Below are 21,649 nucleotides of genomic sequence, written 5' to 3' on the forward strand. Positions count from 1 at the left end.
GACGAGACCCTTCCGTCCGACGCGCGGCGCGACGAACAGGGTCCTCCGGGCTTTTGTCCTGTCAGATGACGGCTCTCCTGTGGAGGAGGGCCGTGGCGCCGCTCGGACCAGACGGGCGCGAACCCCGGAACCCTAGGCGCTATCGGGACGAGCCTAACGCGATCGGATGAACGGCGGGGAAACGACGACGCGCCCCGCTCGATCATCGGGCGGGGCGCGTCGTGCGGATGGAGCGGCGTCAGACCTCGACGTCGCGGCGACGCACGCGGGCGATCAGCAGCACCAGGGCCCCGACCGCGAGCAACGCGAGCGCCCAGCCGATTCCGGTGATCACGCCACCCGTGGCGGCGAGCCCGTTCAGGTCGACCGTCGCGGTGGCGGCAGCCGTGACCGTCACGGCCCCGCCGACGCCACTCGCCGTGGCCACGTTGACGACCGTGCTCGCCGCGATGTCCGCCGTGGTGAGGGCGTAGGTCACCGGACCGCAGCTCGCCGTGGCGCCGGGAGCGAGGGCGGGGATCGCGCAGTCGACGACGCCACCCAGCTTCGGGTCGTCGATCTTCACGTTCGTCAGCGTCACCGCTCCCGTGTTGGTGACGGTGAACCGGAAGGCGATGGTGTCGCCCGCGTTCATCTTCCCGTTGCGGTCGGCATGGACGTAGTCGCCGCCGGTCTTCGTCAGGGCGATGGCCGGCTGTGCCACGAGCGGGGTCACCACGGTGTCGGTCGCGACCGGCGGGATCTCCGAGGTGCCGGTTCCCGTGGCGGTGGCCGTGTTCTCGATCTCGCCCGCATCGATCTCGGCCTGCGTGAGCACGGCAGGGGCGCCGGCCGCGCAGACGGTCGACTCACCCGGGGCGAGCTCGGTCGCATCGCACGTGACCGCCGCCCCGAGGCGCGGGTCGCTGACCGTGACGCCTGTGAGGGTCGTCGTGCCCGCGTTCGTCACGGTGAACGTGTACGCGATGGTGTCACCGGCATCCGTGCGTCCGTTGCCGTTGGCATCGACAACGGCTGCCGCGGACTTCAGCAGCGTGATGTCGTCGGTGCCCGCGACGCGCACGTCGGCCTCGTCCTGGGCGTCGGCGCTGCCGTTGCGCGACTGCCCCTCGACGGTGGCCACGTTGTGCACGGTCCCGTCGTCGACGTTCTGCTGCGTGAGCACATAGTCGACCGGCCCGCAGGTGACCTCGTCACCCGGACTCAGCTCGAGACCGTCAAGAGCGGCGCAGTCGACCCTGCCACCCAGCAGTGGGTCGTCGAGGACGATGTCGCGCAGCACCGTCGTGCCGCTATTGCGGATCGTGAACGTGTAGCCGACCGTGTCACCGGCTCCTGCCCGACCGTCTTCGCCGAGCGCGATCGCTCCCGGGGTCTTGGTCAGCTCGATCGCGCTCGTGCCCGTGATCACGACGTCGGCCGATGCGTCGTCGCTGACCGGACCGAGCGGGCTGGTGCCGGTCGTCGTGGCGGTGTTGCGGACGATCTCGGCCTCGATGTCGGCCTGGGTCAGCGTGTACGTGAACGAGCCGCAGTCCGAGGTGCCGCCCGGCGCGAGAGCACCGACTGCGCAGAGGGTTCCCGCACCGAGCATCGGGTCGGTGATCACCACACCCGTGAGGGTGGTGGTGCCGAGGTTGCGCACCGAGAAGGTGTAGTCGACCGTGTCACCGGCACCGATGAAGCCGTCGCCGTCGGCGTCGAGCACGCGCCCGACGTTCTTGAGCAGTTCGATCGCCGCGGTACCGGTGATGTCCACGTCCGCCTGCGCGGTGTCGGTCACCGTGCCGATCGGTGCGTTCGCCGTGACCGCGGCCTCGTTGTGCACGAGCCCGCCGTCGATGTCGGCCTGGGTGAGCGTGTAGGTGATCGGTGTGCAGGAGACCGACTGCCCCGGTGCGAGCGCGATTCCATCGAGCTCGGGGCACGTCACGGTTCCGCCGAGCATCGGGTCGGTGATCACCGCGTCGCGCAGCGTCGTCGTGCCGTTGTTCGTGACGGTGAACGTGTAGTCGATCGTGTCACCGGCTCCGACGGCGGAGTCGCCGTCCACGTCGACCACGGTCGACGGGTTCTTGGCGAGACTGATGCCGTTGGTCGCCGCGATCGTGACGTTCGCCTCGGCATCGTCGGTCGCGGGGCCCTGGGCCGACTGGGCCGTCACCGCGGCGGTGTTGCGCACCGTCCCGGCATCCACGTCCGCCTGCGTGAGCGTGTACGAGACCGGCGCGCAGGTCACCGTGCCGCCCGGTGCCAAGGGTGCGGCGAAGGCCGCGCACGCCACCGCACCGCCGAGCAGCGGGTCGGTGATCGCGGCACTGGTGAGCGTGACGTCGCCGGTGTTGCGGACCGTGAAGGTATAGGCGACCGTGTCACCCGCACCGATGCGTCCGTCGCCGTCGGTGTCGGTCGGAGCGCTGACGCTCTTGACGAGTTCGACCTGCGGCGTTCCCGAGACCGGAACGGTCACCGTCGAGGTGTTGTCGCTCGGGTCGGGGTCAGGAGTGTTCGAGGTCACCGTCGCCGTGTTCGACAGCGTCGCACCCGCGATCGACGGGTCGACCGTGCCGCTCACCGTCGCGGTGAAGGTGGCGCCGACCGCGAGGGTCGGCTGCGTGCACGCGAGCTGCGATCCGGTGACCGTGCACCCGGGGGTGGCGGTCGACGGATTCAGCAGGCCGGCGGGAAGGGCATCGGAGACCGCGACGGCGGAGGCGATGCTCGGCCCGTTGTTGGTCACGACGAGCGTGTAGGTCACGGCGCCGTTGAGAGGAGCCGGGTTCGCCGAGATCGTCTTGACGATCGCGAGGTCGGCGGAGGGCGTGACGGTCACCGACGCGGTGCCGGTGTTGTTCGACGTGTCAGGATCCGGCGTGCGCGAACTCGCCGTCGCGGTGTTGGTCAGCTGTCCTTCCGTGTTGACGGTCGCGGTGACGGTGATCGTCTCGGAGTCGCCCGGCAGCAGGGTGCCCACCGTCCAGCGCGCGTCCTCCATCGACCACGTGCCTGTCGACGGCGTGGCTCCGGTGAGCATGAACCCGACGGGGAGCAGCTCGTCGAGCACCACGCCGGCGGCCGCCGACGGACCTTCGTTGGTGACCGTGACCTCGAACGTCGCGGTCCCGCCGAGCGGAACCGTCGGGGTCGAGGTCGTCTTGACGACGCTCACGTCGGCGTTCGGCGCGAGCGTGACGTCGACCGTCGAGGTGTTGTTGTCGGTGTTCGGATCCGGAGTCCCGGAGGTGGTCGTCGCGGTGTTCGACACCACGCCCGTCGCGGTCGTGCTCCACGTGCCCGTGACCTCGATCGCCACCGATCCCCCGGGAGCGATGTCGCCGAGCTCGCACCCGAGCGTCCCTCCGACGATCGAGCAGCCCGGTCCGTTGACGACGACGTCGAGGAATCCCGCCGGGAGCGTGTCCGAGACCGAGGCGCCGCGGGCGACGGAGGGCCCCGCGTTCGCAACCCGGAGCGTGTACGTGAAAGAGCTCCCCGGCTCGCCCGTCGTCGGCGCCGTCTTGACGATGCTCAGGTCAGCGCTCTGGACGACCTCGACGTCGACCGAGCTGGAGTTGTTCGTGGTGTCCCGGTCGGCCGCGGGGGCCGCGACGGACGCGGTGTTCGTCACGGTGCCGACGGGTGCATCGGCGTCGACCAGAGCGTGCACGACCACGTTCGACGGTCCCCCGACGAGGAACGACGCCCAGGTGCACATGATCGAACTCGCGGTGGATGTGCACGTCGCGCCGGGCGGGGCGTCGACACCCGTCACCGAGAACCCTTCGGGCACGGTGTCGACGAGCGCCACGTTCACGGCGTCCGACGCACCGAGGTTGCGTACAGCGAGAGTGAAGTCGATCGTGTCGCCGGCCGAGACCTGCGCAGCGGAGGCCGTCTTCACGACGGCCATGTCGGCGATCACATCGGGCTGGAAGCTGGTCGACGAGACGTTGTTCGCCGGGTTCGTGTCGGTCGTGCTGGTCGTCACCGTCGCGGTGTTCTGCAGCACAGCGGTGGCGCCGGGGTTGATCTCCACCACGACGAAGGTTTCGACGGAGCTCGCGCCGGGGGCGAGCGTACCCACCTGGCAGGTGAGCATCGACCCCTGAGCCGTGCACGTGCCCTGGCCGGGATCGGCGCTGATGAAGGTCGTGTCCGGGTCCAGCGGGTCGGTGACCACGACGTTGCGCGCCTCGGACGGCCCGGCGTTGAAGACCGAGAGGGTGTAGGTCACCTGCTCGCCGGCGACCGGCGTGGACGGGGAGAACGTCTTGACGATCGACACGTCGGTCTGGGCGGATATCGTGCTGACGACGCTCGCGGTGTTGTTCGCGAGATTCGGATCGGTGCGGGTGCCCGAGACCGTGGCGGTGTTCGACAACGAGGCCCCGGGGTCGCCCGACGGGGAGAGCGTTCCGGTGATCTTGATCTCGGTGCTCTGCCCGACCGCCATGTCCGGTACCGCGCAGCTCACCGTCGCGGTGACGGTGCACGTCACGTCACCCGAGTCGACCCTGACGTTCGTGATGCCTGCAGGGATGGGGTCGGTGACCGTCACCCCTGTCGCAGTCTGCGGGCCGTTGTTCGTCACACCGATCGTGAACGTCACCGGCTGGCCGGCGACCAGCGGATCCGTGTCGATGCTCTTGGTGATCGCCAGGTCGGCGGCGGCGTTCACAGGGGTCTGGGTCTCCTGGCTGACCGAGGTGCGGTCCTGGCCGACGACGTTGTCGCGGAAGGCGACCCGTGCCTCATTGACGATCGTGGTCGCCGCGGCCGAGACATTGACCTTGGCGTCGAAGGTGTAGCTCGTGCTCGCTCCCACGCCGATCGACCCGCCTGCAGTGGCCGTACCCCCGTCACCGAGGCGCACCTGCACCGTGCGGCTCCCCGAGGTGTACGAGCCGCGGTCATCGCCGGCGGCGTCGGTGAGGGCACCCGTGCCCGCTCCGCTGATGATCTTGAGCGAGCCCGGGACGAAGTCGATCCCTGCGGCGAGCACGTCGGACGACACCGACTGCAGCGCCGGGTTCCCGCCGCCGTTGTTCGTGGTGACCGTGTAGCGCAGCGTGTCGCCCACCTCAGCGGTCGTGCCTCCGCGCGTCAGATTGGTCACCGACTTGTTCGTGATGAGACAGGGGCCGGTTCCGAAGGTGATGTCGTCGAGGAAGTTGCCGACGGAAGCGCTGCCACCAGCCGAGCTGACCGCCTCGAAGCCGAAGCGCGTCACCGTCTGACCCGCGGGAACGGTGTACGTGCCGGTGTGCGCGCCCCAGGCCGTGTTCCCGTCGGAGAGGTTGGGGCCGCTCTGCACGAGGGCTCCGGTCGGGGTGCCGATCACGACGCGCATGACGTCGGTCCCGGTGCGCCCGCGGTGCTTGAGCGACCACGACAGCGTCTGGCCCGGCGTCGTCGCCACGTCCTGATAGAGCCGGCTGGGGCTGTTCGCGTTGAGCTCGGCGAACTGCCGCCCCGCGGCGGCGGTGACGCCGTTGAATCCGCTGCTCCACAGCTCGATCTGGTTCAGGCTGTCGTTCGTGAACCACCCGGGGACCTGATTCTCGTCGGGGAGCGACACCGAGGCGTTCGGGATCACCGGCGCCTCGAACCCGCCGTTGACGAGGGCGACCGTTCCCTGACAGCTGGTCGGGGTCTGCGCCGCCGATGCCGATGTCGGAGCGACCGCTTCGGTGACGACGGTGAGGCCAGCAGCCAGCAGCAGTACCGAAGTCGCCCCCGCGATGGCGCGACGAATGGACAGACGTGGGTGTGCACGCATGTGAAGTTCTCCCCGGTTCACGGAAGAGCCCGAACCGGCATCTCCCCCGCTGGAAGGCTAACCCGGGTGTAGCCGAAAGTGGTAGACCGGCCTTCGGACGAAGTCCCCGACTACGCTCGAAGCACCGCGTTCTCCAGGAAGGTCACGACATGCCCGTCACCCCCGCAGCCCTCGCCCACGCCGAGGACCTCGCCGACTTCGTCGCCGCCTCGCCCTCGAGCTACCACGCGGCAGCCGAGGTCGCTCGACGACTGGAGGAGTCCGGGTTCACGCGGCTGCACGAGGAAGACGAATGGCCTCTTCAGCCCGGTGGGCGCTTCGTGGTCGTGCGCGACGGCGCGGCGATCGCCTGGGTCGTGCCGTCGGACGCCGCGACCACCACGCCGGTGCAGATCTTCGGCGCGCACACCGACTCCCCCGGGTTCAAGCTCAAGCCGCAGCCGACCACCGGTTCGCGGGGCTGGCTGCAGGCTGCAGTCGAGGTGTACGGCGGACCGCTGTTGAACTCCTGGCTCGACCGCGAGCTGCGCCTCGCCGGGCGACTGGCGCTGGCCGACGGCCATGTCGTGCTGGCGGACACCGGCGCCCTGCTGCGCCTGCCACAGCTCGCAATCCACCTCGATCGCGGCGTCAACAACGGGTTGGCCCTCGACAAGCAGACCGAGACGCAGCCCGTGTGGGGGCTGGGCGACCCGACCGAGGCCGACATCCTCGCCGAACTCGCCGCATCGGCCGACGTGGCAGCGTCCGAGATCCGCGGATACGACGTGGTCGTCGCCGACTCCGCACGCGGCGCGGTGTTCGGCAAGGACGACGCGTTCTTCGCCTCCGGCCGTCTCGACGACCTCGCCTCGGTGCACGCCGGCGTGGTCGCACTCGCGACGCACGAACCGTCCGCGGGCGCACCGATCGCGGTGCTCGCCGCGTTCGACCACGAGGAGCTCGGCTCGGAGTCCCGTTCCGGGGCCGCCGGCCCCTTCCTCGAAGACGTGCTCGAGCGCGTGTACGCGAGGCTGGGCGCCGATGGATCCGCGCGCCGTCAGGCGTATGCCTCGTCGTGGTGCCTGTCGAGCGACGTCGGACACTCGGTGCACCCGAACTACGCCGCCAAGCACGACCCCGTGGTGCAACCGGTGCTCGGCTCGGGACCGATCCTGAAGATCAACGCCAACCAGCGCTATGCGACGGACGCGATCGGCACGGCGTCATGGCGGAGCTGGTGCGAGCGCGCAGGCGTCGCGACGCAGGAGTTCGTGTCGAACAACAGCGTGCCGTGCGGCTCGACGATCGGCCCGATCACGGCGACCCGCCTCGGCATCCGCACGGTCGACGTGGGCATCCCCATCCTCTCGATGCACTCCGCACGAGAGCTCGCCGGGGTCTCCGACCTGCACGATCTGGCCCGCACCGCGCAGTCGTTCTTCGCTGGCTGAGCACGCGGGCGGATCCGGCCCACGCGAAGTCCGCCCGGCCGCGCCCCCGCAGTGCCAGGATGTGAGCATGACGGACATCAAGCCGGCCCTCATCGAGCGTGCGGGCATCGAGATCATCCCCGAATCCGAGCGCACCGCGAAGCCTCGTGACCTGTTCTGGCCGTGGTTCGCGGCGAACGTCTCGGTGTTCGGCATGTCGTACGGCTCGTTCGTGTTGGGCTTCGGCATCTCGTTCTGGCAGGCGACGCTCGTCTCGATCATCGGCATCGTGGTGTCGTTCCTGCTGTGCGGGCTCATCGCGATCGCCGGCAAGCGCGGCTCGGCGCCCACCATGGTGCTCTCCCGCGCGGCGTTCGGCGTGCAGGGCCAGAAGGTTCCGGGTATCGTCTCGTGGCTGACCTCGATCGGCTGGGAGACGTTCCTCGCGATCATGGCGGTACTCGCCACCGCGACCGTCATCACGCAACTCGGAGGTGACGGCGACAGCATCTGGCTGCGCATCGTCGCGACCGTCATCGTCGCAGCGCTGATCGTGACCGCCTCCGTGCTCGGCTATCACACGATCATGAAGCTGCAGTCGGTGCTCACGTGGATCACCGGCGTGGTGACCGTGGTCTACATCGTCCTCGCGGCGCCGGCGATCGACTTCGCCGCCGTGCTGGCCCGCCCCGACGGCGGTGTCGGTCAGGTGATCGGCGCGCTCGTGATGGTGATGACCGGATTCGGGCTCGGCTGGATCAACATCGCCGCCGACTGGTCGAGGTACCAGAAGCGCACGGCGTCCGACGGAGCGATCGTCGCCTGGAACACGATCGGCGGCTCCGTGGCACCCGTGATCCTCGTGGTGTTCGGCCTGCTGCTCGGCGGCTCCGACGAAGACCTCATGAACGCGATCGCCGCCGACCCGATCGGCGCGCTCGCCTCGATCCTTCCTCCCTGGGTACTCGTGCCGTTCCTGCTGACGGCCGTGCTCGCGCTCGTCTCGGGCGCGGTGCTGGGCATCTACTCCTCCGGGCTCACCCTGCTCAGCCTCGGCATCCGCATCCCGCGCCCGTCGGCGGCCGCGATCGACGGCGTGATCCTCACACTCGGCACGATCTTCGTGGTGTTCTTCGCGACCGACTTCCTGGGGCCGTTCCAGAGCTTCCTGATCACGCTCGGTGTGCCGCTCGCCTCGTGGGCCGGCATCCTGATCGCCGACATCCTGCGTCGGAAGAAGGACTACGACGAGGAGGCCCTGTTCGATCAGAACGGTCGTTACGGCGCGTGGGACTGGACATCGATCGGCACCCTGGTCGTCACGAGCGTGATCGGTTGGGGCCTGGTCGTGAACAACTTCGCCGAGGATGCCGCGTGGAACAACTGGCAGGGCTACCTGCTGTTCCTCATCGGCGGCAGGGACGGCGAGTGGGCATACGCGAACCTCGGGGTGTTCTTCGCGCTGGTGCTGTCGTTCCTCGTGACCTACGCCGCCAGGGCCGCGAAGATCCGACGCCAGGAGGCCGTGTGAGCGCTCCGGCTGCCGGGGACACCTGGCTCGTGGTGATCGATCCGCAGGCGATCTTCGCCTCGCCGGAGTCTGCGTGGGGTTCACCTTTCTTCGCCGAGGCGATGCCGAGCATCCGCGCCCTGGCGGAGGCGTTCGGCGACCGCGTGCTCGTGACGCGCTGGGTGCCGACCGCCGATCGGTCCACCTCCTGGGGCGACTACTTCGCAGCCTGGCCGTTCGCCGACCAGCCGCCGGGCGACCCGCTGTTCGCCCTGGTGCCCGAAGCGATCGACCTCTCCCCGCATCCGAGCTTCGACCTGCCGACGTTCGGCAAGTGGGGCCCCGAGCTCGAAGCGGTGGTCGGTCGCGGAGGGCGCCTGGTGCTCGCCGGGGTCTCGACGGACTGCTGCGTGATCTCGACGGCTCTGGCCGCGGCCGACGCGGGTGCGCACGTCACGATCGCCGCGGATGCCTGCGCCGGCTCGACTGCGGAGAACCACGCGACTGCGCTGCACGTCATGGGACTGTATCCCCCGCAGATCACCGTGAGCGACACCGCCACCGTGCTCGGCAACCGCTGACGGCGGGCGTGGGCCTCAGTCCGAGGCTCGCACGGCGGCGGCGATGTCGGTCGGGGAGCCGTGCCAGGGCGCGCCGTGACCCGGCAGCACCCAGGAGGCCGAGACCGCGGCCAGGCGGTCGAGCGAGGCGAGCGCCTCGTCGGGCTCGTCCGTGAAGGGCGCGCGCTGCGCCCCGGTCCGTCCCGTGAGCACGTGCCGAGTGGTCAGCGCGTCGCCGACGAACACCGCGTCGACGGCCGGCACGTGCACCGCGATGCTCCCCGGCGAGTGGCCGGGCATCCCGATGACGACCGGAGCACCGGGCAGATCCAGCACGTCGCCGTCGCCGACTTCCGTGACGACCGACACGTGATGTGCGCGCAGGGCGTTCTTGCGCAGGCCGTAGGCGAAGAAGCCGAGCGTGGGCCCGATCTTCGCCGGTCCCATCGCGGTCTTCGGCTTCTCCCCGGTGCGCACACGATGGCTGTCGGCCGCATGGATGAACACCGGCACTCCCGCCTCTGTGCGCAGCCGCTCGGCGAAGCCGATGTGATCGCCGTCGCCGTGGGTGAGGACGAGTCCGCGGATGTCGGACAGCGGGCGACCGAGCGCGGCGAGTTCGCGCTGCAGATCGTGCCAGTGCCCTGGCAGCCCCGCGTCGATCAGGGTGATGCCCTCGGGCAGGTCGATCAGGTACGAGGCGACGATGTCGTTGCCGAGGCGGTGCAGGTGCGGTGCGAGCTTCATGGCGGATCCTCTCGGGATGATTGCGATGGCTACGTTACGTAGCTATCATGGCTATTGTCAATAGCCATCCAGGGAGGATCCGATGCCGACACCGGAACGCACGTCCACCGACGAGATCGTCGCGGCCGGACGGGAGATCCTCGAGGTCGCGGGACCTTCGGGCCTCACGATGCAGGCGGTCGCGAACAGGGTGGGCGTCCGCGCCCCCTCGCTCTACAAGCGGGTGCGGGACCGGGATGCTCTGCACGCCGCCGTCGCCACCGCGTCGATCGATGCGCTCACGGCGCGGCTCGAAGCCGCGGGTGACGACATCGGTGCGCTCGCTCATGCCTACCGCGACTTCGCGCACGCGCATCCGGAGGGCTTCCGGATCATGTTCACGATCGCGGCTCCGCATGACGCGCTGGAACGTTCGGCGGCACCCCTCATGCGCGCCGCCGCCTCCCTGGTCGGTGACGACGACGCGCTCGACGCCGCCCGTCTGTTCACCGCCTGGGCGACCGGCTTCCTGCAGATGGAGCTGTCCGGAGCGTTCCGACTCGGCGGCGACGTCGACCGCGCTTTCGAGTACGGCCTGCGTCGACTCATCGCCGGGATGGCCGGCTGAACCGCCACGGGTTCGATCACTGTCGCGCACCGGCATCCACATCCGGAGTCGCGCACCGCGGGCCGCCGGGCTACTTCATCGTGTCGAGGATGCCGACGAGGTCTTCGAACGTGGTGAGGGGATTCAGGATGGCGAAGCGTGTGTTCGGACGCCCGGCATGGGAGCTGGGGACCACGAACGCCCGCTGCGAGTCGAGCAGGGCCGCCGACCATCGGTCGTAGTCGGCACGCTCCCAGCCGTCGCGCTCGAACACCACGATCGACAGCTGCGGGTCTCGCACCAGACGCAGCTCCGGACGTCGGGCGATCTCCGCGGCGATCCGTCGCGTCAGCGCGAGTCCGGCACTCACCGCCTCACGGTAGGCCGTGACCCCATAGGTCGCGACCGAGAACCACATGGGCAGGCCGCGCGGGCGACGCGTCAACTGGATGGAGTAGTCCGAGGGGCTGAACTCGTCGACGTCGGTGAGGATGTCGAGGTATTCGGCATGCTGCGTGTGCGCCCGGCGCCCGCTGTCGGGGTCGCGGTAGATCAGCGCGCAGCAGTCGAACGGTGCGAACAGCCATTTGTGCGGATCGACGATGACCGAGTCGGCGCGCTCGACGCCGGCGAAGATGTGCCGCGCTTCCGGCGCCAGCATCGCGGTGAGACCGTAGGCACCGTCGATATGCAGCCAGAAATCGAACTCGTCCTTGAGCGCCGCGATCCCCTCGATGTCGTCGACGATGCCGAAGTTGGTCGAGCCGCCGGTCGCGACGACCGCACAGATCTCGTCACCGTGCGCGAGGAGGGCTTCGCGCACGCCCTCCGCACGCAGCACGCCGTCGTCGCCCGCAGGAACCAGCAGCACGTCGGCATCCATCACCTTCGCGGCCGACTTGTTCGAGGAGTGCGCCTCGACGCTGCACAGGATCTTCCATCGGCTCGGCAGCTCCTTGCCGGCCGCGATCAGCCGCGCCTTCGCCGCCTCGCGCGCGGCGACCAGTGCCGAGAGGTTGCCGATCGTGCCGCCCTGCACGAACACTCCGCCCGCGGTCTCGGGCAGCCCGAACTCGCTCGCGAGCCACGACAGCACCTCGTTCTCGGCGTGCACGGCCCCCGCGCCCTCGAGCCAGCTGCCGCCGTAGAGTCCGGATGCCGACACGACGAGGTCGAACGCGATCGCCGCCATGGTCGGCGCTGTCGGGATGAACGACAGATACAACGGGTGGCTCGTGGTCAGGCACGCCGGGGCGAGGACGTGCTCGAACACGCTGAGGGCACGCGCGGCCCCGAGTCCCGCATCGGTGATCGTGGGCCCGACGAGGCGGTTCAGCTCGGCCTCGGACTGGGGCTTGTCGAGCGGCACGTCGGCGGCGAGCATGCGACGACGCGAGTAGTCGAGCACGGCGTCGACGATCGCCGTCGATTCGGGCGAGGCCGCGTGCATGCGCACAGCATCCATGGGCGTTCCTTTACTTGTCATCAGATCGGGAGTCGGCAGATAGAGAGTCGGCGGGTGCGGTGTCGAGCGGTGCGATGTCGAGCGGTGCGGTGTCGAGCACGGCCGACAGTGCACGCCTGGCCAGGTCGGCGCGGTCGCGGGGCGCCCACTTCACGAGGGAGTGCGCGTTCATTCCGTCGACCATCGCGAGCAGCAGCCACGCGGCCATGTCGGCGCGGCCGGCCGCGATCGCACCGGTCGCCGCGGCCCGGGCGAAGATCTGCTCCAGCGCGCTCTGCCACCCGTCCATCTCCTGCCGCACGCGGGCGGCGAGCGCCTCGTTGCGAGCACCGAGCGCCCACGCCTGCACCCAGATCAGGGTGACGTCGTCGCGGTCGGCGTCGAGGAGTGTCTCGATCAGGCGCAGCAGACCGGCCCGCAGCGCGGCGGGGCCGTCGGCGCCATCGAACGCGGCGATCACCTCGTCGCGCTCAGCCGCCACGATCAGCCCGAACACATCGGCGACGAACGCGTCCATCCCCGGCCGGTAGTGCGCCACGAGCGCCGGAGTCACCCCGACGCGAGCGGCGACCGCCCGCACGGTGAGGCTCTCGAGACCACTCTCGCGCGCAAGGCCGATCGCGCCGTCGAGGATCGAGTGATCGCGCTCCTCCGGCGACATCCGGCGAGCGCCCGCACCTGTTGACGTGGTCTTCATCAGGGGTTACCGTAACACCTGTTGATCGCATGTTCAATAGAAGAACCGGCAGCAGCGAGGAGATCACGATGAGCTGGCGCATGCCCACCGAGACCGCACGTCACGAGCGCACCTGGATGGCGTTCCCTGCAGAGGGCGAGACCCTCGGCGACACCGACACGGCGCGCGAAGAGGGCTACGCCACCTGGACCGCCGTCGCCCATGCGGTCGCAGAATTCGAGCCCGTGTCGATGCTGGTCGACCCGAGCGAGGTCGACAGGGCCCGGCGCATGCTCAGCAGCAGCATCGAGATCGTCGAAGCGCCGGTCGACGAGTTCTGGATGCGCGATTCCGGGCCGACGTTCGTGGTCGACGACGACCGGCCGGGAGTGCTCGGTGCGGTCGACTGGATCTTCAACGGCTGGGGTGCGCCGGAATGGGCCGAGTGGCGCAAGGCCGCGCAGCACGCGCGCATCGTCGCCGGCGCCGTCGGGGCGGAGCTCGTGAGCTCCACACTCGTGAACGAGGGCGGCGGCATCCACGTCGACGGCGAGGGCACCGTGCTGCTCACCGAGACCGTGCAGCTCGACCCTCGGCGCAACCCCTTCGCCGACAAGCAGCGGATCGAGGCCGAGATGGCCCGCACTATCGGCGCGACCAAGGCCGTGTGGCTGCCCCGTGGGCTCACTCGCGACTACGACGACTTCGGCACGAACGGCCACGTCGACATCGTCGCCACCATCGTCTCGCCCGGGCGGCTGCTGCTGCACGATCAGCAGAACCCCGAGCACCCCGACCACGCCGTCACCCGTGAGCTGCGCGCCCTGCTCTCGGAGCAGACCGATGCCGCCGGACGCCGCTTCGAGGTGATCGACCTGCCCGCACCCTCCACGCTGACGGACCAGGAGGGGCCCGTCGACTGGAGCTACGTCAACCACCTGGTCACGAACGACGGCGTGGTGGCGTGCGGCTTCGGCGACGAGAAGGCGGATGCCGCGGCGCGCGAGATCCTCGCCGACGCCTACCCCGGACGCCGGGTCGTCACGGTGGATGCGCGCCCGCTGTTCGACCGCGGCGGAGGGATCCACTGCATCACTCAGCAGCAGCCCGCCCTCGACGGAAGCCACTGATGTTCGACGTGGTGGAGGCATCCATCGCCGAGCTGCGGCGCGCCCTCGAGACCGGCGAGACGACCGCGGTCGAACTCATCGACGCCTACCTCGCGCGCATCGCCGCCTTCGACGCCCCCGGCACGGCTACGGCGCTGAACGCCGTCGTCGTCGCCAACCCGGAGGCCCGTGCCGAGGCGGCGGCATCGGATGCTCGTCGCGCCCGCGGCGAGGCCCTCGGGCCCCTCGACGGCATCCCCTACACAGCGAAGGACAGCTACCTCGTGCGCGGCCTCACCGCCGCCGCGGGAAGTCCCGCTTTCGCGGAGCTCGTGGCCCAGCGCGATGCCTTCACGATCGAGCGGCTGCGTGCGGGCGGAGCCATCTGCCTCGGGCTCACGAACATGCCTCCGATGGCGAACGGCGGCATGCAGCGTGGTGCCTACGGTCGCGCGGAGAGTCCGTACAACGCGGCCTTCCTCACAGCGCCCTTCGCCTCCGGCTCGTCGAACGGCTCCGGCACGGCGACGGCGGCGAGTTTCGCCGCTTTCGGCCTCGGTGAGGAGACCTGGTCGAGCGGCCGGGGCCCCGCGACCAACAACGCGCTGTGCGCCTACACCCCCTCACGCGGCGTGATCTCGACCCGCGGGAACTGGCCTCTCGTGCCGACCATGGACGTCGTTGTGCCGCACACCCGCTCGATGGCCGATCTGCTCGAGGTGCTCGACGTGATCGTCGCCGACGACGCCGAGACCCGCGGCGACTTCTGGCGGGCGCAGCCGTGGGTCGAGCTGCCCGCCGCATCCGCCGTCCGCCCGGAGTCGTATCGCGCCCTCGCCGCGGACACGGCGCGCACGCTCGTCGGTGCACGCATCGGCATCCCCCGCATGTACATCAATGCGGACCCGGATGCCGGCAGCACCGAGAGCCCGGGCATCGGCGGCCCCACCGGCCGGCGCATCGACACACGGGCGAGCATCATCGCGCGCTGGGAGGCCGCCCGCCGCGACCTCACCGCTGCCGGAGCGACCGTGATCGAGGTCGACTTCCCCGCGGTGTCGAACTACGAGAGAGACCGTCCGGGGGCGCACACCATCGCGACTCGCGGCCTGGTGTCACCCGAGTACCTGCACCGCGAGATCGTCGACCTCTCGGCGTGGGCGTGGGAGGACTTCCTGCAGGCGAACGGCGACCCGGGCCTGCGCTCGCTCGCCGAGGTCGACGGCGCCAGGATCTTCCCGCATCCGGAGGGCGCGCTTCCCGACCGTTACACCGGGTTCGACGACGATATCGCCGAGTATCCGGACTGGGTGCGCCGCCATCCCGACGTCTCGTACAGGGACATGCCCGAGCTCGAAGACGGGCTGCGCGGCCTGGAGGAGACCCGCCGCCGGGACCTCGAGGTGTGGATGGATGTGCTGCGGCTCGACGCCGTGGTCTTCCCCGCGGTCGCCGACGTGGGGCCGGCCGACATGGACGTGAACCCGGAATCCGCCGACCTCGGCTGGCGCAACGGCGTGTGGATCGCGAACGGCAACCTCGCGATACGTCACCTCGGCATCCCGACCGTCACCGTGCCGATGGGACTGATGAGCGACATCGACATGCCGATCGGGCTGACATTCGCGGGACGGGCGTACGACGACACGCGACTGCTGCGTTTCGCCTCGGCATTCGAAGCGGCAGGCGGCCCTGGCACGCGTCGCACGCCGCCGACGCGCACCCCCGCGCTCTGAAAGAGCCGCCAGCGTGACATAACACTCCTGTGACGCTCGCCACGATAGTGATATGTTCGGCGCATGCACAGCGAGAACGAACGCGCCCTCGAATCCGGTATCGTCACCGACCTCTCGGGGCGGATGACCTACGGCTCGTACCTGGCGCTCGACCAGCTGCTCACCGCGCAGCACCCGGTGAGCGCACCGCAGCACCACGACGAGATGCTGTTCATCATCCAGCACCAGACCACCGAGCTGTGGCTCAAGCAGCTGCTGCATGAGCTGTCCTCCGCTCGCGAGCTGCTCGCCCACGACGACCTGCGCGAGGCCCTGAAGCGCATCGCCAGGGTCAAGCGCATCCAAGACGTGATGACGCAGCAGTGGTCGGTGCTCGCCACGCTCACCCCCACCGAGTACGCACAGTTCCGCGGGGCACTGGGCAACTCGTCGGGCTTCCAGTCCGTGCAGTACCGGGCGGTGGAGTTCGCCCTCGGCAACAAGAACGCGAAGATGCTGAGCGTCTTCGCCGACCACCCCGCCAACCTCGCTCTGCTCACCGCCGAGTGGGAGAAGCCGACCCTGTACGACGAATTCCTGCGTTTCGCCGCCCGCCGTGGGCTGCCGATCCCGAGCTCGATCCTCGAGCGCGACGTGCGCGAGCCCTACCGGGAGACCCCGGAGCTGGTGCCGGCGATCCGCGAGATCTACCAGGATCCGAGCCGGTACTGGGACCTGTACGAGGCGTGCGAAGACCTGGTCGACCTCGAGGACAACTTCCAGTTCTGGCGCTTCCGGCACCTCAAGACCGTCGCCCGGACCATCGGAATGAAGGTCGGCACCGGTGGCTCCAGCGGGGTCGGATTCCTGCAGCGCGCGCTGGACCTGACGTTCTTCCCCGAGCTCTACACCGTGCGCACCGAGATCGGCAGCTGATGAAGGCCGCGACGTTCTTCGACGGGACCGCATGGCGCGAGGGCGTCGTCGAGCTCGCCGACGGGCGCGTGCGGCTGCGCGATGAGCGCCCCACCCCCGACCTCCCCCGCATCCCCGGCGCCATCACCGGCGGATTCACCGACCACCACGTGCACCTGCAGCTCGTCGCGCACGGCCTGCTGGCAGGGTCGCGCCTCGGCCGCGTGATCGACCTCGGCGGCAACCCCCAGGTATTGCGCCGGCTCGCCGTGCAGGCGGTCGCGATCGACTATGCCGGCGCTTTCCTGACCGCTCCGGGCGGTTACCCCTCCGACCGCGACTGGGCACCGGAGGGCTCCGTCCGCGAGATCACCGACGCGGATTCCGCCGCCGCCGCGGTCGCCGGGATGGCGGCGGCCGGAGCCACCCGCCTCAAGGTCACCAGCAACAGCGCCGCAGGACCGGTGCTCTCCGACGACCTCTTCCGCGCGATCGTGCGGGCGGCCGACGAGCACGGCCTTGCGGTCGTCGCGCATGCCGAAGGGGCGGGCGAAGCGCAGCGCGTCGTGCGTCTCGGAGCCTCCCACCTGGCCCATGCCCCGTTCACGGAGCGCCTCGACGACGCGGAGATCGTGCGCCAGGCGGCCTCGGCCTCGTGGATCTCGACGCTCGCGATCCACGAAGACCCCGAGCGCGCGATCGCGATCGACAACGTGCGCCGCTTCCACGCCGCAGGCGGGACCGTGCTCTACGGCACCGATCTGGGCAACGGGCCGATGCCGGTCGACCTGAACCCGCGCGAGATCGCCGCCCTCCGCGAAGCCGGGCTCGACGACGCCGCCCTCCTGCGCGCACTCGCGCCCGGGGATCCGTTCGACCCCACCTCCGTGCTCCTCCTCTCGGGCGGAACAGCCTCGACGGCCGATCCGCTCGACGCCCGCCCCCTCACCCCCGCAGATCTGAAGGTGTGACATGACCACGACATCCGACCCCTCGCTCCTCGCGCACGCCCGCGCTCTCGACGCCGCCGATCCGCTGCGCGCCCACCTCGACGCGTTCGCCGAAGCCCCGGGCGTCACGGCCTACCTCGACGGCAACTCCCTCGGCCGACCGCTGCGCGACATGCCCGACAAGCTCGCCGCGTTCGTGCGCGACGACTGGGGAACACGGCTGATCCGCTCCTGGGACGAGCAGTGGATGGCGCTGCCGATGGAGCTCGGTGACCGCATCGGGCGGGTGGCGCTCGGTGCCGCTGCCGGGCAGACGGTCGTCGCCGATTCGACCAGCGTGCTCATCTACAAGCTCATGCGCGCCGCCGCGAGCGCCGATCCCACCCGCACCGAACTCGTGATCGAGGCCGGCAACTTCCCCACCGACCGGTTCCTCGCCGAGGGGGTGGCCGTCGAGACCGGGATGACTCTGCGCTGGCTCGAACCCGACCCGGTGCACGGGGTGACCGTCGCCGACGTCGAGGCCGTCGTCTCCGCACGCACCGCGCTGGTGTCGCTGAGCCATGTCGACTACCGCTCGGGCGCCCTGGCCGACATGCCGGGCATCACGGCTGCCGCGCATGAGGCCGGAGCACTGATGATGTGGGATCTGTGCCACTCCGCCGGCGTGGTCCCGATGCAGCTCGACGAGTGGGGTGTCGACATGGCCGTCGGCTGCACCTACAAGTACTTGAACGGCGGACCGGGCTCCCCCGCCTTCGCCTACCTCCGCCACGGACTGCAGGGTGTGCTGCGCCAGCCGATCCAGGGCTGGTGGAGCGCCGCCGACATCTTCGCGATGGGGCCGGAGTACGTACCAGCGGGCGACATCCGCCAACTGCTCAGCGGCACGCCGCCGGTGACATCGATGCTCGCGATGCAAGGCATGCTCGACCTCATCGAGCAGTCGACGGTCGAGGGAGTGCGGGCGAAGTCGCAGTCGCTGACCGATCTTGCGGTGCAGGCCTACGACGAGCTGCTCGCCCCTCTCGGCGTACGACTGCTCAGCCCCCGCGACGCCGGGGTGCGCGGCGGTCACGTGACGATCGGCCACCCCGACTTCCGTGAGGTCACGCGGCGCCTGTGGGCGGACGGCATCATCCCCGACTTCCGGTTCCCGGATGGCATCCGCCTCGGCCTCTCCCCGCTCAGCACTTCGCACGTCGAGACGGTCACCGGCGTTCTCGCGGTGCGTGACGCGTTGGAGTCCGGTGACCTCTGACCCCGCCGTCGCCCCCGTGCTCGACGACATCGATGCGCGCCCCGGCAGCACCGCCTCGCTGCTGCGGACGTTCATCGGCGTCTTCCTGCGCCCGCTCGGCGGATGGATCTCGACGGCCGACCTGGTCGCTTTCGCCGGCGACCTGGGCATCGAAGCGGCACAGGCACGCACGGGTGTCGCCCGCCTCAAGCAGAAGGGCCTGCTGCTCGCCTCGCGCGAAGAGCAGATCGGCTATCGCCTCAATCCCGCAGCCACCGGGATGCTGGAACGTGGGGATCGACGCATCTTCGAGATGCGGGAGATGACGGATGCCGACACCTGGTGCCTGGTGTCGTTCTCGATCCCCGAGAGCGCACGGAGCGTACGCCACCAGTTGCGTCGACGGCTGCAGTGGATCGGCGCGGGTGTCGTATCGCCGGCGCTGTGGATCTGTCCCGGCCACCTTCAGGCGGAGGTGGAGCAGATCCTCCATGAACTCGACGTGCGCGGCTGGGCGACGCTGTTCCCGACATCCGTGCCCGTGCCCGCCGGCACGCTGATCGAGGCCGCGGCGCAGTGGTGGGACCTGGAGGCGCTGCGCCGCGAGCACCTCGCTTTCCAGGGCGCGCTCGCGACGCTGCCCGCCGAGCCGTTCGCCGCGTACGTGCAGCTGATCGACCGTTGGCGGGTGCTGCCGTACACCGACCCGGGGCTTCCCCCCTCGATGCTGCCGACCGATTGGCCCGGTCGTCGCAGCTTCGACGAGTTCGCCCGTCGGTCGGCGGAGCTGGCCGCACCCGCCTGGGCGCATGTGCGCGCCCGGATCACCTAGTTCCGTCATCCACCCCGCCGTTCCGGTCGCACTTTCTGTCGCCTGCGCGCCTCGCGGGCGACAGGAAGTGCGACCGGAGCAATCCGAAGCCGGGATCGCCTAGCCCGTCTGCCCCGCGACCTCGGCGAGGAAGCCGGCCACGTGCTCCTGCAGTCGCAGGATGCGCAGGTCGCGCGCGAACTCGCGGTCGAACCCCTGGTAGGCCAGGGGCGGCAGGATGCGGACATTGTGGTTGCAGCCGAACTCGGCGCAGGTGAGCACGCCCACGCTGTCGCCCTTGCGTCCGGCCGGCCCGGCCTTGCGCGCCACGTACAGCTGCACGTCGTTGCGGAGCGTGACGTCTTCGCACCATGAGCATTGCGCCCGCGCGATCACGCGCTGTTCGGCGCGCTGCAGGAAGACGCCGACCGGGGCGTCGTCGACCCAGCTGACGACGTAGGCCCGGCGGGGCATCCTCGGGTCAGCCCAGCCGAGGAAGTCGAGGCGATCGAAGTCGATCTCGGCGAAGCCGTGCGGCAGGGTCAGGTCGGAGACCTCCTTGCGGGAGGCGTTGAGGAAGGAGGCGCGGATGGCGCGCTCGTCGATGGGACGCATGAGAATGAGTGCTTTCGGGGTGGTCGCCGCGAGGGCGAGTCGATGGGAGGAAGGTCCCGGACGCGGATGCCGGGTACGTCACGACACCGGGGACGGGGGTTCCGCCTCCGGTGGGTCCTCAGCCTCTGTCTGCGGCGCGGAAGGCGCCTGCAGCTCCGTTCTGCGCCCCGTGGGCGCTCATCGACGACAGCACCCGGCGAGCTTACACCCGTTTGTTTCACTCCGTGTCGGCCCGCCTGGGCACAGCGCGACGGGCGTCTTAGTCTTTCCGGAACGTCCGAGCAGAAGGAGACCACCGTGTCCACGCCGCTGAACCGCCTTTCGCCCCTCCCGGTGCGTGAGCGTGCGGCGTGCATGTGCAGCCACGGCGGCCGGTGCTCCTCCTTCGCCCCCGGCCATGCTCTGCACCTCATCCAGGCACGCATCGCCTCGGCGACGCCCACGGAGTGGATCGACGCCCTGGTCGAGTCTGCCGACGCGGTATCGGGAGACCTCGTGGTGCGCACGCTCGACGGCGAAGCGCACGTTCTGTGGAACGGCTCCGGCGCTGCGCTCGAAGCCGCCCCGGGCACCCCCGTCGCACTCCACGCGCGCTACGGCGTGCTGGCCGTCGGCGGCACGCAGTTCAACGTCGCAGCCGTCTGATCGCGCCCTGAGCCCGCCCCCGGTTCAGGCGTTCAGGTTCAGGCGTTCCGGTTCAGGCGCTCGCCATCAGCATTTCCTTCATGGCGGTGCAGGCATCCATGCAGGCCTGGCACGCCTGAGCGCACATCCGGCAGACGTCGCTCTCGTCGGCATGCCGCGCGCACGCGTCCATGCACGTCCTGCACATCGCGATGCAGGCGTTCAGCATCGCCATCATCGACGCCGGGGTCATGCCCTGCATCCGCATCATCGACCGCATCATGGTGTTGCACATGTCGGCGCAGTTCATGCACGCCGGTGAACAGTCCATCATCTGCGTCGAGCACACCGTGCAGGCCTGCTCGCAGGCGGCGCACGCATCCATGCACGCCTGCATGACGGCCATGTCCATCATCTGCATGTCGGGCATCGACTCCATGTTCTTCGACATGGCGCCCATCATCATCGAGTCCATCGCACACCGCTTCCTTGGTCGAGGTCCGCGGGCAGGACCACCCGCCTGGCGCCAGGCTAGTCCTTCCCGGTGCATGAGTCGATGGGCGCCGAACGTTGTCATGGTGCGAGCCGATTGTCAATCCCGTGGCCGCTTCTCCGCAGGAGTGAGAGTGTCGGAAGCAATCGATCCGCCTACGAGAGGAGCCGCACATGAGTGCCGCAGACGACATCAAGAACGCCGCCGAGAAGGCCGCCGGAAAGGTCAAGGAAGGCGTCGGAAAGCTCACCGACAACGAGAAGCTCGAAGCCGAGGGCAAGGCGGATCAGGTCAAGGCCTCCGCCAAGCAGGCCGGCGAGAACGTGAAGGACGCCGCGGGCAAGGCCGGCGACAGCGTCCGGGACGCGTTCGAGAAGTAAGACGCCCCACACACCGAAGAGGTGAGGCCCGCCGAACGGCGGGCCTCACCTCGATGGGGCAG

Annotated in this window: 18 protein-coding genes; 12 read left to right on the forward strand and 6 right to left on the reverse strand. The window is 69.8% G+C overall.

What is annotated here, in order from left to right; all coding sequences use genetic code 11:
• Nucleotides 1–238: 238 nt before the first annotated feature.
• Nucleotides 239–5,779 (reverse strand): DUF11 domain-containing protein, encoded by a 5,541-nt coding sequence (locus ABDC25_RS15510; RefSeq protein WP_347123503.1) that lies wholly within the window; start codon nt 5,777–5,779, stop codon nt 239–241.
• 149 nt (nt 5,780–5,928) lie between these two features.
• Here ABDC25_RS15510 and ABDC25_RS15515 point away from each other — a divergent pair, with 149 nt between their 5' ends.
• The 3 genes from ABDC25_RS15515 (at nt 5,929) to ABDC25_RS15525 (ending at nt 9,282) form a co-directional block, all read left to right on the forward strand.
• Nucleotides 5,929–7,212 (forward strand): M18 family aminopeptidase, encoded by a 1,284-nt coding sequence (locus ABDC25_RS15515; RefSeq protein ID WP_347123505.1) that lies wholly within the window; start codon nt 5,929–5,931, stop codon nt 7,210–7,212.
• 67 nt (nt 7,213–7,279) lie between these two features.
• Nucleotides 7,280–8,722 (forward strand): cytosine permease, encoded by a 1,443-nt coding sequence (locus ABDC25_RS15520; protein WP_347123507.1) that lies wholly within the window; start codon nt 7,280–7,282, stop codon nt 8,720–8,722.
• The gene (locus ABDC25_RS15525; protein WP_347123509.1) at nt 8,719–9,282 is read left to right on the forward strand and encodes a cysteine hydrolase; all 564 of its coding nucleotides are present in this window, start codon (nt 8,719–8,721) and stop codon (nt 9,280–9,282) included. Before ABDC25_RS15520 ends, ABDC25_RS15525 begins: the two co-directional genes overlap by 4 nt.
• A gap of 15 nt (nt 9,283–9,297) precedes the next feature.
• Here ABDC25_RS15525 and ABDC25_RS15530 read toward each other — a convergent pair whose 3' ends face one another.
• Nucleotides 9,298–10,008, reverse strand: a complete 711-nt coding sequence (locus ABDC25_RS15530; protein ID WP_347123511.1) for an MBL fold metallo-hydrolase — start codon at nt 10,006–10,008, stop codon at nt 9,298–9,300.
• Nucleotides 10,009–10,090: 82 nt separating this feature from the next.
• Here ABDC25_RS15530 and ABDC25_RS15535 point away from each other — a divergent pair, with 82 nt between their 5' ends.
• The gene (locus ABDC25_RS15535) at nt 10,091–10,615 is read left to right on the forward strand and encodes a TetR/AcrR family transcriptional regulator (RefSeq protein ID WP_029259969.1); all 525 of its coding nucleotides are present in this window, start codon (nt 10,091–10,093) and stop codon (nt 10,613–10,615) included.
• A 70-nt stretch (nt 10,616–10,685) separates the two neighbouring features.
• Here ABDC25_RS15535 and ABDC25_RS15540 read toward each other — a convergent pair whose 3' ends face one another.
• Together ABDC25_RS15540 and ABDC25_RS15545 are read right to left on the reverse strand one after the other, a co-directional pair.
• Entirely contained in the window at nt 10,686–12,059 is a 1,374-nt protein-coding gene (locus tag ABDC25_RS15540) for a pyridoxal-dependent decarboxylase (RefSeq protein ID WP_021201223.1), read from the reverse strand.
• Between the two features lie 10 nt (nt 12,060–12,069).
• Nucleotides 12,070–12,756 carry a TetR/AcrR family transcriptional regulator gene (locus tag ABDC25_RS15545; RefSeq protein WP_167255511.1) on the reverse strand — a complete coding sequence of 229 codons (687 nt, stop codon included), beginning with the start codon at nt 12,754–12,756 and terminating at the stop codon, nt 12,070–12,072.
• 68 nt (nt 12,757–12,824) lie between these two features.
• Between ABDC25_RS15545 and ABDC25_RS15550 the strand changes: the two genes are divergently transcribed.
• The 6 genes from ABDC25_RS15550 (at nt 12,825) to ABDC25_RS15575 (ending at nt 19,496) form a co-directional block, all read left to right on the forward strand.
• On the forward strand, nt 12,825–13,865 hold the full coding sequence (locus tag ABDC25_RS15550; protein ID WP_021201225.1) for an agmatine deiminase family protein: 1,041 nt from the start codon (nt 12,825–12,827) through the stop codon (nt 13,863–13,865).
• The gene (locus ABDC25_RS15555) at nt 13,865–15,580 is read left to right on the forward strand and encodes an amidase (protein WP_347123515.1); all 1,716 of its coding nucleotides are present in this window, start codon (nt 13,865–13,867) and stop codon (nt 15,578–15,580) included. Before ABDC25_RS15550 ends, ABDC25_RS15555 begins: the two co-directional genes overlap by 1 nt.
• A 63-nt stretch (nt 15,581–15,643) precedes the next feature.
• Entirely contained in the window at nt 15,644–16,495 is an 852-nt protein-coding gene (locus tag ABDC25_RS15560) for a tryptophan 2,3-dioxygenase family protein (protein ID WP_347123517.1), read from the forward strand.
• A complete protein-coding gene (locus ABDC25_RS15565; RefSeq protein WP_347123519.1) occupies nt 16,495–17,445 on the forward strand; it encodes a hydrolase in 951 nt (316 codons plus the stop codon). Before ABDC25_RS15560 ends, ABDC25_RS15565 begins: the two co-directional genes overlap by 1 nt.
• Before the next feature lies 1 nt (nt 17,446).
• Nucleotides 17,447–18,685 (forward strand): aminotransferase class V-fold PLP-dependent enzyme, encoded by a 1,239-nt coding sequence (locus ABDC25_RS15570; RefSeq protein WP_347123521.1) that lies wholly within the window; start codon nt 17,447–17,449, stop codon nt 18,683–18,685.
• A complete protein-coding gene (locus ABDC25_RS15575) occupies nt 18,675–19,496 on the forward strand; it encodes a PaaX family transcriptional regulator C-terminal domain-containing protein (protein ID WP_347123523.1) in 822 nt (273 codons plus the stop codon). The genes ABDC25_RS15570 and ABDC25_RS15575 overlap by 11 nt, the downstream gene beginning before the upstream one ends.
• Before the next feature lie 99 nt (nt 19,497–19,595).
• Here the strand turns inward: ABDC25_RS15575 and ABDC25_RS15580 are convergent, their stop codons facing one another.
• Complete coding sequence (locus ABDC25_RS15580; protein WP_347123525.1) at nt 19,596–20,090, reverse strand: FBP domain-containing protein; 495 nt, start codon at nt 20,088–20,090, stop codon at nt 19,596–19,598.
• 297 nt (nt 20,091–20,387) lie between these two features.
• On the opposite strand from ABDC25_RS15580, the gene ABDC25_RS15585 reads away from it, so the two are divergent.
• On the forward strand, nt 20,388–20,735 hold the full coding sequence (locus ABDC25_RS15585; protein ID WP_347123527.1) for a hypothetical protein: 348 nt from the start codon (nt 20,388–20,390) through the stop codon (nt 20,733–20,735).
• Nucleotides 20,736–20,787: 52 nt separating this feature from the next.
• On the opposite strand, the gene ABDC25_RS15590 is transcribed toward ABDC25_RS15585, so the two are convergent.
• A complete protein-coding gene (locus ABDC25_RS15590; protein ID WP_347123529.1) occupies nt 20,788–21,165 on the reverse strand; it encodes a hypothetical protein in 378 nt (125 codons plus the stop codon).
• Nucleotides 21,166–21,380: 215 nt separating this feature from the next.
• Between ABDC25_RS15590 and ABDC25_RS15595 the strand changes: the two genes are divergently transcribed.
• Nucleotides 21,381–21,587, forward strand: coding sequence for a CsbD family protein (locus tag ABDC25_RS15595; RefSeq protein WP_017829324.1), 207 nt, complete (start codon nt 21,381–21,383; stop codon nt 21,585–21,587).
• Nucleotides 21,588–21,649: the final 62 nt, after the last annotated feature.

Source organism: Microbacterium sp. SY138 (assembly GCF_039729145.1).
Classification (GTDB): Bacteria; Actinomycetota; Actinomycetes; order Actinomycetales; family Microbacteriaceae; genus Microbacterium; species Microbacterium maritypicum_A.

Coding starts and splice junctions, on each gene's coding strand:
- ABDC25_RS15570 (WP_347123521.1), top strand. CDS start 17,447: ATGACCACGACATCCGACCCCTCGCTCCTCGCGCACGCCCGCGCTCTC.
- ABDC25_RS15515 (WP_347123505.1), top strand. CDS start 5,929: ATGCCCGTCACCCCCGCAGCCCTCGCCCACGCCGAGGACCTCGCCGAC.
- ABDC25_RS15545 (WP_167255511.1), bottom strand. CDS start 12,756: ATGAAGACCACGTCAACAGGTGCGGGCGCTCGCCGGATGTCGCCGGAG.
- ABDC25_RS15550 (WP_021201225.1), top strand. CDS start 12,825: ATGAGCTGGCGCATGCCCACCGAGACCGCACGTCACGAGCGCACCTGG.
- ABDC25_RS15565 (WP_347123519.1), top strand. CDS start 16,495: ATGAAGGCCGCGACGTTCTTCGACGGGACCGCATGGCGCGAGGGCGTC.
- ABDC25_RS15510 (WP_347123503.1), bottom strand. CDS start 5,779: ATGCGTGCACACCCACGTCTGTCCATTCGTCGCGCCATCGCGGGGGCG.
- ABDC25_RS15560 (WP_347123517.1), top strand. CDS start 15,644: ATGCACAGCGAGAACGAACGCGCCCTCGAATCCGGTATCGTCACCGAC.
- ABDC25_RS15590 (WP_347123529.1), bottom strand. CDS start 21,165: ATGTCGAAGAACATGGAGTCGATGCCCGACATGCAGATGATGGACATG.
- ABDC25_RS15540 (WP_021201223.1), bottom strand. CDS start 12,059: ATGGATGCTGTGCGCATGCACGCGGCCTCGCCCGAATCGACGGCGATC.
- ABDC25_RS15530 (WP_347123511.1), bottom strand. CDS start 10,008: ATGAAGCTCGCACCGCACCTGCACCGCCTCGGCAACGACATCGTCGCC.
- ABDC25_RS15520 (WP_347123507.1), top strand. CDS start 7,280: ATGACGGACATCAAGCCGGCCCTCATCGAGCGTGCGGGCATCGAGATC.
- ABDC25_RS15555 (WP_347123515.1), top strand. CDS start 13,865: ATGTTCGACGTGGTGGAGGCATCCATCGCCGAGCTGCGGCGCGCCCTC.
- ABDC25_RS15535 (WP_029259969.1), top strand. CDS start 10,091: ATGCCGACACCGGAACGCACGTCCACCGACGAGATCGTCGCGGCCGGA.
- ABDC25_RS15580 (WP_347123525.1), bottom strand. CDS start 20,090: ATGCGTCCCATCGACGAGCGCGCCATCCGCGCCTCCTTCCTCAACGCC.
- ABDC25_RS15595 (WP_017829324.1), top strand. CDS start 21,381: ATGAGTGCCGCAGACGACATCAAGAACGCCGCCGAGAAGGCCGCCGGA.